This is a genomic window from Bartonella koehlerae C-29 (genome assembly GCF_000706625.1).
Taxonomy (GTDB): Bacteria; Pseudomonadota; Alphaproteobacteria; order Rhizobiales; family Rhizobiaceae; genus Bartonella; species Bartonella koehlerae.
Map to the genome: position 1 here is coordinate 556,215 of NZ_KL407334.1, position 12,448 is coordinate 568,662.

Sequence of the window (12,448 nt, forward strand, 5' to 3'; positions counted from 1 at the left end):
TTCCTAATATTGTACGCGGCGTTCAATCCAGCGAAACTGAATAAACATTAAGACAATAACCATCAACATTAATATCGTCGATTGTGCTGCTGATGCACCAATTATTTGGTTTTTAAAACCATCATCATATACTTTGTAGACGAGAGTGCTTGTTGCACGCGCAGGACCTCCAGAGGTTATGTTATCAATAATGCCAAATGTATCAAACATAACATATTGGATATTAACGATAAGAAGAAAAAAGGTCGTTGGTGAAATTTGCGGAAAAACCACGGTCCAAAATCGTTTAAAAGGGCCAGCACCATCAATTGCTGCTGCTTCTATTTGGGAACGTGGAACAGATTGAAGACCGGCAAGAAAAAAGAGAAAATTATAGGAGATTTGTTTCCAACTGGCTGCAGTCACAATAATAATCATTGCTTGAGTGCTATTAATACGATAATTCCATACAATACCTATTTTCTGGAGAAGAAAAGGGACAATTCCGATGGTTGGATGAAAGATAAACAACCATAATATACCTGCCAATACCGGAGCAACAGCATAAGGCCAGAGCAAAAGTGTTGTATAAGCCTTTTTTGCGCGGATGACACGATCAACACAGACAGCTAAAAGAAGGGATATCGTCATTGAAGTGGCAGTTACCGAAATGGAAAATATCGCGGTTATGAGAAGCGATTTGAGATAAGCAAGATCAGAAAGAATGGTAACGTAATTTTCAAAACCAATAAAAGTTGTGGTAAAGCCGAAAGGATCTTCGCGCTCAAAAGACGATTTTATTGCTTGGATAGCAGGCCAAAGGAAAAATAAAAAAGTCACAAGAAGCTGAGGAAAAAGCAACCAGTAAGGAAGTAGACTATTTTTGAAATATGCATGCTTTTCTTGCATTCGTAGAGCTCTTTAAAGAGAGAGACTTTAGAAAGGTGAACAAAAAAGAATTAAAAAAACCCAACTGTTTTGTTGAGTTTCTGATCTTTAACAACAATAACGAAATCTTACTGATTGGCTTTCTCAAATTCACGGAGAAGTTTATTTCCACGTTTAACAGCTTCATCCAATCCATCTTTTGGTGTTTTTGAGCCACTGAGCACAGCTTCTAATTCTTGATCAAGTATGGAACGGATTTGCGGTAAATTACCAAATCTGATGCCCTTTGAGTTAACGGTTGGTGGGTTGAGAGTAATCTGTTTAATAGCAATATCTGCTCCAACGTTTTTGTTGTAATAATCCTGTTTTTTACTTAGTTCATAAGCAGCCTTTGTAGTTGGAAGATAACCTGTTATCTGGTGCCACTTAGCTTGATTATTGGCTTTTGAGAGAAATTTAAGAAAAGTGGCTGCACCTGCGTATTCTTTAGGGGTATGACCTTTCAAAGCCCAAATCGAAGCTCCTCCAATAATTGAATTTTGTGGTGCACCTTCTACATCACCATAGTAGGGAAGCATACCAAATCCAATATTAAATTGCGCTTCAGAAAGGATTCCCGCGCGAGATCCTGAAGATTGCATAAAAATTGCGCAATTTTGTGTCATAAACATTGGTATTGCGTCTAATGCGCCAGCAGGACCACCATAACGGAAAATGCCTTGATCAGACCATTTTTTAAGGTCGGTCCACATACGCAGTTGTAACGTTCCATTAAAGGTAAGCTCTGAATCAAGTCCGTTAAAGCCATTTTCTTTCGTCCCAAAAGGAATATTGTGTAATGCTGAAAAATTTTCTATGCCAATCCATTGAGATGCATAAGACATTGTAAAACCACAACTTGCTGCTTTAGTTTCAAGAATTTTTTTGGAGAAATTTTCGACATCTTGCCATGTTTTAGGTGGCTTTTCTGGATCAAGTCCTGCTTTTTTAAAGATGTCTTTATTATAATAAAGGATTGGTGTTGAAGCGTTGAAAGGCATAGACAGCATTTGTCCCTGAACATCAGAGTAATAGCTACTTATAGCAGGTAAATAATCTGTAGGATCGAATTCTTGTTTTGTGTCTTTCATTAGTTGATAAATAGGATAAATTGCATTTTTTGCAGCCATCATAGTTCCAGTGCCAACTTCATAGATTTGGGCGAGAACCGGCTGTTGTTTTCCGCGGAATGCCGAAATGAGCGAGATCATACCTTCTTCATATTCACCACGAAATGAAGGAACAACTTTATACTCAGACTGACTGGCATTAAAGTCATTAATAAGGTTTTCAGTTTGTTTTCCTAGCTCGCCACTCATAGAATGCCAAAAGCTGATTTTTATTTGCGCAAAACCCGCTGTTGTCACGCTGATAGCAACAGTAAATGCCGCTACAGAAAGATAAAAACGATTCATGGTTCACCCTTTCTGAAGAAGTGATGGAATACGGATTCCCCAAAATTTATAGTATCACACGTGAACATGCAGTGACAGTTTTATTCCAGAAATATTTTGTCTCATTTAAACAGGAACCATAAAAAGGTCAAACGAATTTGTTTAAACTTGTCAGTTTTTCCTTTGCGATAGCTATTGTGTTTTGAACAGGTCATTGTAAACATCTGGTAAAAAATTGAAATGATTCAAATGAGAAGAGTAAGAAAGGAAGCTCAACTATACAAAAAGTAATGATCATTTAGCAGGAGAAATTCTGATATTATGGTTTACGGTTTTTAGGAGAGTGTTGTTTAATTTTTATGTTGTTATTTTGTAACTTTAAAACGCTAGTCTCGAGGAAAGTTGTTTGCATACCACATGAACAAAGCGCATGCTTTTACCTTTGCGTGTAAATCAACATCCAATCCTAATGCGATCGCATGTTTAAAGCAAATATATAAGGCGTTTCAGAGTTTTACGTACAGTTCCCGCGTTCCTATGCTAGACTAGTGCAAGGGTATTGGGTATTTCTGTTTCGGTAATCTCTGAAACAGGTAAACAGCCTCATTGGGGAAGAATATAAAGCTGTAAAGGTAAAAAAACAATTCCCATCTTTCCCATCATATTTGAATTTAGCTTTACGGCTTTCAACAGCTTCCATAATAATATCTTTTAAGTAATAGAAATTACGCAATCCCTCATTCTTTTTCTTGTTGCATTCTTGATGGGGCTAGTCTCCTCAAGCAGAACAGAACGCTATCATGTTGCTCACTCACGCGCTTTCTTAAAAAATCTCTCATTGATTTTAAGCCCATCTCACAGTGAGTGTGAAGAGTATAACGTAAGATCTATTGAATACCCCATCTTTACATTTATGAAGGGTTAAGTCGGCTCCATTATTCTTATTTACCAGCTCTCAATGTTGCAAAGGTTTGTGCATTGAGGTTGTCCATAAGAGGTACTTGTACTCTTTTCTTATAGTTTTTACTCACACATCCACCCCGCTTGTGAAGTGCAGGTGAATGTTTTTTTTTGATGCTGAATGCAAAAATTTGAAATGGGAAAGTCTTACGATGTTCAGGCTCGCATTCAATCTGCGAAATAGTGAATTATCCTTATCAATCAATATCTTGTGCGTATAATGTAATGATGAGCCTTAATACTTTGTTATTGCGTCGATGATAGTTTTTACATTATGTTCCATCATATCGAGATAGGTTGCAGCGGGGCCATTTTTGTTCGATAATGCATCGGAATACAGTGTTCCACCGATTTTTAAACCTGTTTCTTTTGCAATCTGTTTTATGAGACGAGGATTAGAGATATTTTCAACAAACAGTGCAGCTGCTTTATTGGCTTTAATCTGCTTAATAAGTTTGGCCACATCAGCTGCCGTCGCTTCAGCTTCTTTAGAAGCTCCTTGGGGAGCAAGGATAGTGAAGCCATATTCTTGGGCAAAATAACCAAAGGCGTCATGAGATGTGATAATAATACGCTTATCTTTTGGGATGGTAGCAATCTTTGTTTTGAGTGTTTTTTGTTTTTCTTTAAGTTTTTGGATGTAAGAATTGGCGTTTTTGCTGTAGCTTGTACAGGATTGTGGATCGATTTTACAAAAAGCAGTGGAAATATTTTTAATATAAATTTCAACATTTGGGATAGTTTGCCAAGCATGTGGATCAATATCACTGTGGTGGTGTTTGGCACTATGTTCTTGGTTTTTAATTTTGAGAGGGGAGATGTTAGCACTCACTTCAACAAGCAGTGCTTTTGTACCGCTTGCTGTGATGAGACGGTCAATGAAACCTTCTAAATGAAGTCCATTGATGAAAACAATATTAGCATTTCTAAGTGCTTTGGCATCACGGGGGGTAGGTTCATAAGTGTGGGTATTTGCGTTGGGACCAACGAAAGTGGTCATAGAAATATGATCACCTCCTACATTTTTTACTAAATCTGCAAGAATAGAAAAGCTCGCGATAACTCTAATTTTATTATACGCAGAAGTAGAACACGGAAAAAGCATAAGCAATAAAAAGGATCCAAACAGAACAAATTTTTGAATAAGTTTAAGCACATTATTTCCTTAAAGTGGGGAAGGATGTATAAAAGAAATGGGAAAACCATAATACAATAAAGCCGCGTGGACTTATGAAGCATGAAAAAAGATAGATAAATCCTGCGACAATGATGATAGCGGGACCGGAAGGAAGTGAGAGATGAAAAGAAAGCAGTAGACCACATATACTAGCAATAATTCCGAAAAGGATGGAAAGTATACAGATAGGGCCCAGACGTGAAAGCCAAAAATGGGCCGTGATAGCTGGAATCATCATAATGCCGACAGAAAGCAATGTTCCTAGTGATTGGAAGCCACCAACAAGATTCAATACGACAAGTCCGAGCAATAATACATGAACATATTTACTCAATGGAGAGAGTGATTTAAAAAAGAGAGGATCAAAGCTTTCTACTACGAGTGCACGCCAGAAAATGCAGAGGTTGCACACTGTGATCAACATGATAGTGGTAATTAGTAAAAGAGCTTGTGTATCAATTGCGAGCACTGAGCCAAATAAGAAATGAAGCAGATTAATTGTTGAGTCTTTAAGTGAAACAATAATGACACCAGCTGCAAGTGCAATAAGATAAAAAACAGTCATTGATGCGTCTTCTTTCTGAAAGCTATTGCGTGAAATCAAGGCGGCTGCTAAAGCAACGATGATACCTGCTAGGATACTGCCAAGAGTCATAGATATGAGTGAGAATCCACAAAAAAGAAAAGCAGTTGCAACACCAGGAAGAATGGCGTGAGATACAGCATCTCCTACTAAACTCATTCCGCGTAGCATCAAAAATACACCAACAGGACATGCGCTGATGGACAGGAGGATTGAACCGATAAGAGCACTTTGCATAAAGTGGAAATCAACGAAAGGGGCAAGAAAAAACGTATACACGTATATAATCCAATAGAGCGAGAATCATTCAAAGAGAAGATGGTATTTTAGCGCGCTGATACGAAAAGAGTTGGATATAACAGGCGATATAGCGTGATGAATGGTGTCAGAGAAAAACTGTGTTGTTTCTCCATAAAAAGCGTTTTGTTTATTAATTTGAATCATTTGTGGAAAATATTCTTGCACAATGAATGGATCATGGAGTGCTGTAAGAACTGTTCGTCCTTGTTTTTGCCAGTGTGCGATCAAAGCAAGAAGGTCTTTTTGGGTTTTACAATCTACACTATTGAAAGGTTCATCGAGCAAGATAAGATCGGCATCTTGTATAATAATACGTGCAAAAAGTGCACGTTGTAATTGACCACTTGAGAGCGTATCAAGTGAACGGGTAGCTACAGCTGTAAGTCCAACCATTTCAAGTGCATCCTGAATTTTTGAGTAATAAGAGCGTTGGCTTTTCCATAACCCACAAAAAGGCCATAGTCCCGTTTTTACAAGTGTTTTCACATCAATAGGAAATGTTTGATCTATATTACATTGCTGAGCAAGATAAGCAATTCGGTTTTCCTTTGGATTTGTAATTTTGCCTTTGAGAGGTTTAATCAATCCGGCGATAGTTTTTAGTAGTGTAGATTTTCCCGCACCATTATCACCCATTATTGCTACTAACGATCCAGCATTTAACTTTGCTGAAAAATTTTTTATTACTACCTTGTTTCCATATCCTAATGATACACTATTAAAATGCAGATTCATAATTCATACCATTTCTATTATCTTTCTTAGGATAGATATGTAATAATATAACATTTGTCAATAAAATGTTATATTATTACATATGTTTTGAGAGCTAATCATTTTAGTGGGAAGATCGTGGAAAATTTAAAATAATGATTGAATTTTCCTTGACGAAAGAGAGTGTGTGTATACTATATATAGTATTAAAAATGATTGGTGATTCTAAATAGGCACAAGTGAGGGTACAGTGTGTTTCGTTTGGCATCTAAGTTATTTCCATAATGTGATAGCAAAAAGTTTATTGACCAAGAGGGAAGTAGCATTTCTGCTGAAGTATCTCTTGAGGGGTAATTTCATTTCGCGTTTATGAATTGATTTTGTCATAAACAGAGTAAAATTAAAGTGTTGAGGAGCGACTGCTGGAGACGTTTTAGGGGTCGTTGGTTTTTTTAGGCAGCAGGAGGGTATTGTAATGCAAGCAGAAGGTTGTCTTATAACTGAGCGATTTTATTGTTTGGATTGTAAGATAATAATTTATTCTCGTTATAATTTTAAAATTATTTGATGAAGATTTCTGTTACGTTCAGAAAGCTATGTATTGTTTGAACGAGGGTGTAGCTGCACATATTTGTGTATGATTGCTGTTTTTTGTTATTCTTGAGTATCTATAAAATCGTCAAAATTAACTCTTTTAGAGTTAATTTTTTTGGAATTTTGAAAGTTGAAAAAAATGCCGGTCACTATTTATAGCAAACCATCTTGCGTCCAATGTGACGCTACACGCCGCGCTTTCGATGCTAAAGGCATTAATTATCGTGTTGTGGACATTTCCCGGGATGAACAAGCATATAGTTTTGTTCAGTCCTTAGGGTATCGTCAGGTTCCTGTAGTCGTTTGTGGTGAAAATCATTGGTCTGGTTTTAGACCAGATATGATCAGTGGTCTTTGTGTTTAATGGGACTTATCGTTTATTATTCGAGTGCAACGGGTAATACTGAGTATTTTGTTTCTCAGCTTGGTCAACGATTCTTCAAAATTGATAAAAAAAAGCCATCGGTGTTAGTTGATGAGCCTTATGTATTGGTTGTCCCTACGTATGCAGACGGTGAAGGAAAAATGGCTGTGCCGAAAGCAGTTATTTATTTTCTCAATGAAGTTGAGAACCGCAATTTGATTCGGGGGGTTATTGGTGGTGGGAATCGTAATTTTGGTCGCTATTATAGTTTAGCGAGCAAGATCATTGCTGAAAAGTGTTTTGTGCCTTGTCTGTATCGTTTTGAACTGCGTGGAACTGATGAAGATGTTATTTGTGTAAAGAAGGGATTGGAAAGATTTTGGAAACAGTTGGTATAGAACAGTCGCAGAAATCGGATCAGATTACGGATTATCATGCGCTGAATGCAATGCTTAATCTTTATGATGAAAATGGTCATATCCAATTTGATATGGATCGACTTGCTGCGCGACAGTATTTTCTTCAGCATGTTAATCAAAACACGGTTTTTTTTCATAATCTTAAGGAAAAAATAGACTACTTGATAGAAGAAGGTTATTATGAAAAAGCTTTGTTTGAGCTTTATGATTTTTCTTTTATCAAAAAGCTTTTTAAGCGTGCTTACGCGTTTAAGTTTCGCTTTCCTACTTTTTTGGGCGCATTTAAGTATTATACCAGCTATACACTGAAGACTTTTGATGGGAAGCGCTATCTTGAGCGTTATGAAGATCGTATCTGCTTGGTAGCTTTATATTTAGCGCAAGGGAATAAGGCTCTTGCTGAGAACTTTGTGGATGAAATTATTACAGGACGGTTTCAACCTGCAACACCGACGTTTTTGAATGCGGGGAAAAAACAACGGGGTGAATTGGTATCGTGTTTTTTGTTGCGGGTTGAAGACAATATGGAATCGATAGGACGTTCGGTTAATTCAGCTTTACAACTTTCAAAGCGCGGTGGGGGGGTAGCGCTTTGTTTGACAAATTTGCGGGAAGCAGGAGCACCGATCAAGCAAATAGAAAATCAATCTTCAGGTGTTTTACCGGTGATGAAACTTTTGGAAGATTCTTTTTCTTATGCCAATCAACTTGGTGCAAGGCAGGGTGCTGGTGCTGTTTATTTGCATGCCCATCATTTAGATATTATGAAATTTTTGGATACAAAGCGTGAAAATGCTGATGAAAAGGTCAGAATTAAAACTCTTTCGCTTGGTGTGATTATTCCTGATATTACTTTTGAGCTTGCGCGTAATAATGAGGATATGTATCTGTTCTCGTCTTATGATATTGAGCGTGTTACAGGCAAACCCTTTAGCGATATTTCTTTGACGGAGCATTATCGATCCTTTGTTGATAATGCAAAAATTCGTAAAAAGAAAATAAGTGCACGTGTCTTTTTTCAGACTTTAGCAGAAATACAATTCGAATCAGGTTATCCTTATATCTTATTTGAGGATACTGCCAACCGAGCCAATCCGATAGCTGGACGTATAAATATGAGCAATTTATGTTCAGAGATTTTGCAGGTGAATGAGGCAAGTGAACTAGAAGCGGATTTAACTTATCGCACAGTTGGGAGTGATATATCTTGTAATCTTGGTTCTATGAATATTGCAAAAGCAATGGAAAGTAATGATTTTGGGCGGACGGTGGAAGCTGCTGTTCGTGCTCTTACTGCCGTTTCGGATATGAGCGATATCGCTTGTGTCCCTTCCATTGCGAAAGGCAATACTGAGAGTCATGCAATTGGTTTAGGGCAAATGAATTTGCATGGTTTTTTAGCACGTGAACAGATCTATTATGGGTCTCCGGAAGCGATTGATTTTACAAATATCTATTTTTATACCGTAGCATATCACGCAATACGTGTTTCCAATTTAATTGCGTGTGAACGTAAAAAAATGTTTGTAGGGTTTGAAAAGTCAGCTTACGCAGATGGCAGTTTTTTTGCTAAATATATTGAGAAGGAATGGAAACCACAATTCCCGATTGTACAAGAGCTTTTTGCACGGAATAATATTATAATACCAGATCAAAAAGATTGGCAGGAGCTAAAGAAATTAGTTATTGAGTACGGCCTTTATAATCGCAATCTTCAGGCCGTGCCGCCAACGGGGTCTATTTCCTATATTAATCATGCGACCTCTTCTATTCATCCGATTGCTTCAAAGATTGAGATTCGTAAAGAAGGAAAAATTGGACGCGTTTATTATCCCGCTCCTTATATGGATAATACGAATTTGGGTTTCTACCAGGATGCTTATGAGATTGGTCCTGAGAAAATTATTGATACTTATGCTGCTGCTACACAGCATGTTGACCAAGGTCTTTCGTTAACGTTGTTTTTTCCTGATACGGCCACTACGCGTGATATTAACCGCGCACAAATTTATGCCTGGAAAAAGGGTATAAAGAGTATTTATTATGTACGGTTGCGACAAGTAGCGTTAAATGGAACAGAAGTGGATGGCTGCGTTTCATGTAGTCTATAGGAGATAATCATATGACGAAGATTACAACTAAAAATCCTGTTGTTTGCGCTGTCAATTGGAATAGATTGCATGATGAGAAAGATCTTGAAGTTTGGAATCGTTTAACTGGGAATTTTTGGTTGCCTGAGAAGGTGCCGCTTTCCAATGATATTCCTTCATGGGCAAGTCTAACGGAAGAAGAACGCAAGTTAACCATTCGTGTTTTTACAGGGTTAACACTTCTGGATACGATTCAAAATACTGTAGGAGCCATTTCTCTTATGGCTGATGCAATAACAGAGCATGAGGAGGCAGTGTTAACGAACATTGCATTCATGGAAGCGGTTCATGCACGTTCTTATTCTTCTATTTTTTCCACTTTATGTTCGACGGTAGAAGTCGATGATGCTTTTAGATGGTCAGAGGAGAATACTCATTTACAAAAAAAAGCTAGATTAGTACTTGAGCGTTATGAAGGAAAGGATCCACTAAAGAAGAAAATTGCTTCGACTTTACTTGAAAGTTTTTTATTTTATTCGGGTTTTTATTTACCCATGTATTGGGCTAGTCGTGCTAAGTTGAGCAATACAGCTGATCTCATTCGGCTTATTATTCGTGATGAAGCTGTCCATGGTTACTATATAGGCTATAAATTTCAATTAGGGTTTGCAAAACTTGATGAAGTTAAAAAGCAAGAAATTAAAGATTTTACTTTTAACTTGATCTTCGACCTTTATAATATTGAATGCAAATATACTGAAGATCTTTATGACGCGCTTGGATTGACAGAAGATGTTAAAATTTTTCTTCATTATAATGCAAACAAGGCTTTAATGAATTTAGGTTTTGAAGCTCTTTTCCCGTCTGAGGTTTGTCGTGTTAATCCCGCTATTTTAGCCGCTTTATCACCAAACTCTGATGAGAATCATGACTTTTTTTCAGGGAGTGGTTCTTCCTATGTTATTGGCAAAGCGGTTGCTACTACGGATGATGATTGGGAATTTTAAGGATTGCGGCCAAAGAGAAGGGCGCGGGGTATGCCGCTAAGATCTTTGCGCATTTCTAAACATTTGAAGCCGTTTTTTTCAAATAAGTCACAGACTTTTTTTTCTTGAGAATAGCCGATTTCGACAGCGATAGAACCTTTTTCTTTTAAATAGTTTGCTGCTTTATCAGAAAGCTTTCGATAAAAATCAAGACCATCTTTTCCACCAATCAATGCGCGCAAAGGATCATGCAGACGCACTTCCTTTGCGAGCTTTGTGATATCTGTTTCTGAAATATAAGGTGGATTAGAAATAATGAGATCGAATCGACCTGTGACAGAATCAAACCAATCGCTCAGAAGAGGTGTAAAGCGATTTATAACTTTCGCACTTTTTGCATTTTTTGTGGCTGTTTTAAGAGCATTTTCAGAAATATCGACAGCCACTGCATAGGATTGGGGAATTTGTTTAAGAATCGCAATGGCAATAGCGCCACTTCCTGTTCCCATATCAAGCAGTGTTATTTTTTCTGATTTTTCATCATATTTTTTGAGGATTGGTAAAACAAGATCCACCAGCGTTTCTGTATCAGAACGTGGTTCTAATGTTTCTTGAGAGAGTGTAAAGGATATGCCATAAAACTCTCGTTTTCTGATAATACGGTAGACAGGTTCACCAGCAATACGCCGTTGAAGGGCTTTTTCTAATTGTGCTATTTGTTCAAAAGACAGGCAGAGATCTGGTTGGAGAATTCTATCAGATATATTTGTACCTGTTATCCATTCGATCAGTATTTTTGCGTCAAGACTAGCTTCAGAAACTCCTTGAGAGTGCAATTTCTCTTGAGTTTGTCTGATGATATTGTTGAGAGAGTGCTTGTTCATCTATGATTATCCATTTCCATAAGGAGAGCTGTTTGATGGTTAGATATGAGTGCATGAATAAGCTCATCAAGATCTCCTTCTAAAACGCGGTCAAGCTTATAAAGAGTGAGATTAATACGATGATCTGTGACACGTCCTTGTGGGAAATTATAGGTACGAATACGTTCTGAGCGATCACCAGATCCAACTTGGTTTTTACGGGATGCTGAGCGTTCATTTTCCGCTTTTTGTCGTTCGATATCAAATAAGCGTGCGCGTAAAATTTGGAGTGCCCGTGCTCGATTTTGGTGCTGTGATTTTTCTGCTTGTACAACCATAATCCCAGTTGGAATATGTGTGATACGAACAGCGGAATCAGTTGTATTGACATGCTGTCCTCCTGCTCCAGATGCACGCATTGTATCAATGCGAATATCTTCTGGACGAATTTCAATATCAATTTCTTCAGCTTCTGGAAGTACTGCAACGGTAGCAGCAGATGTATGGATGCGTCCACCGGTCTCTGTTTCAGGGATGCGTTGCACACGATGAACCCCTGATTCAAACTTTAGTTTAGAAAAGACACCTCTCCCTGAAATGGTAGCAATAATTTCTTTACATCCACCAACTTCTCCTTCATTAAGCGAAACAACTTCTACTTTCCAGTTGTGAGAAGCAGCATATCGTTCATACATGCGAAAAAGATCACCGGCAAAAAGCGCTGCTTCTGATCCACCTGTCCCGGCTCGAATCTCAACAATGGCGCTTTTTTCATCAGCAACGTCTTTAGGCAAAAGAAGAATCTGAAGTTCTTGCTCAAATTGTTCCATTTTCTGACATAATAATGGGAGCTCTTCTTGGGCAAGGCTACGCATCTCTATATCTGTGAGTTTATCATTGATAATAGTTTTTAGATCTGCGATCTCTTTGTAAAGAGCATTTAATGTGCGTATTGAATTAACAATTGGTCGCAATTCAGCATATTCAGAAGCTAATTTTACATAAATTTCAGCATTTTGGCTTTTAGCCATTTGTTTTTCAATTATTTCAAAGCGCTTTTCAAGTTGTCTCATACGGTCTTGTGGCAAAGAAACCATG

10 protein-coding genes and 1 pseudogene are annotated in these 12,448 nt (G+C 37.7%); 4 read left to right on the top strand and 7 right to left on the bottom strand.

Going from position 1 to position 12,448, the window contains the following annotated elements:
- Positions 1-3 precede the first annotated feature (3 nt).
- The 5 genes and pseudogenes from ugpA to O9A_RS02380 all read right to left on the bottom strand — a co-directional run.
- Positions 4-888, bottom strand: coding sequence for a sn-glycerol-3-phosphate ABC transporter permease UgpA (gene ugpA / locus O9A_RS02360; RefSeq protein WP_034458409.1), 885 nt, complete (start codon positions 886-888; stop codon positions 4-6).
- Positions 889-995: 107 nt separating this feature from the next.
- Positions 996-2,321 (bottom strand): sn-glycerol-3-phosphate ABC transporter substrate-binding protein UgpB, encoded by a 1,326-nt coding sequence (ugpB, locus tag O9A_RS02365; protein ID WP_034458414.1) that lies wholly within the window; start codon positions 2,319-2,321, stop codon positions 996-998.
- A gap of 1,174 nt (positions 2,322-3,495) precedes the next feature.
- Complete coding sequence (locus tag O9A_RS02370; RefSeq protein WP_034458423.1) at positions 3,496-4,416, bottom strand: metal ABC transporter substrate-binding protein; 921 nt, start codon at positions 4,414-4,416, stop codon at positions 3,496-3,498.
- Between the two features lies 1 nt (position 4,417).
- A complete protein-coding gene (locus O9A_RS02375; protein ID WP_034458425.1) occupies positions 4,418-5,299 on the bottom strand; it encodes a metal ABC transporter permease in 882 nt (293 codons plus the stop codon).
- A 5-nt stretch (positions 5,300-5,304) separates the two neighbouring features.
- Positions 5,305-6,055, bottom strand: a pseudogene (locus O9A_RS02380) (ABC transporter ATP-binding protein); the annotation flags it as partial.
- A 712-nt stretch (positions 6,056-6,767) separates the two neighbouring features.
- Between O9A_RS02380 and nrdH the strand changes: the two are divergent.
- Genes nrdH through nrdF form a run of 4 tightly spaced genes read left to right on the top strand, consistent with a single transcriptional unit; the run spans position 6,768 to position 10,508 of the window.
- Entirely contained in the window at positions 6,768-6,992 is a 225-nt protein-coding gene (gene nrdH / locus O9A_RS02385) for a glutaredoxin-like protein NrdH (RefSeq protein WP_011180143.1), read from the top strand.
- Positions 6,992-7,390, top strand: a complete 399-nt coding sequence (gene nrdI, locus O9A_RS02390) for a class Ib ribonucleoside-diphosphate reductase assembly flavoprotein NrdI (RefSeq protein ID WP_034458429.1) — start codon at positions 6,992-6,994, stop codon at positions 7,388-7,390. Before nrdH ends, nrdI begins: the two co-directional genes overlap by 1 nt.
- A complete protein-coding gene (gene nrdE, locus O9A_RS02395) occupies positions 7,372-9,522 on the top strand; it encodes a class 1b ribonucleoside-diphosphate reductase subunit alpha (protein ID WP_034458432.1) in 2,151 nt (716 codons plus the stop codon). Before nrdI ends, nrdE begins: the two co-directional genes overlap by 19 nt.
- A gap of 11 nt (positions 9,523-9,533) precedes the next feature.
- Positions 9,534-10,508 (top strand): class 1b ribonucleoside-diphosphate reductase subunit beta, encoded by a 975-nt coding sequence (gene nrdF, locus O9A_RS02400; protein WP_034458434.1) that lies wholly within the window; start codon positions 9,534-9,536, stop codon positions 10,506-10,508.
- Here nrdF and prmC read toward each other — a convergent pair.
- Together prmC and prfA are read right to left on the bottom strand one after the other, a co-directional pair.
- Positions 10,505-11,371 (bottom strand): peptide chain release factor N(5)-glutamine methyltransferase, encoded by an 867-nt coding sequence (gene prmC / locus O9A_RS02405; protein WP_034458436.1) that lies wholly within the window; start codon positions 11,369-11,371, stop codon positions 10,505-10,507. The genes nrdF and prmC overlap by 4 nt on opposite strands.
- Positions 11,368-12,447 (bottom strand): peptide chain release factor 1, encoded by a 1,080-nt coding sequence (prfA, locus tag O9A_RS02410; protein ID WP_034458438.1) that lies wholly within the window; start codon positions 12,445-12,447, stop codon positions 11,368-11,370. The genes prmC and prfA overlap by 4 nt, the downstream gene beginning before the upstream one ends.
- Between the last annotated feature and the right edge of the window lies 1 nt (position 12,448).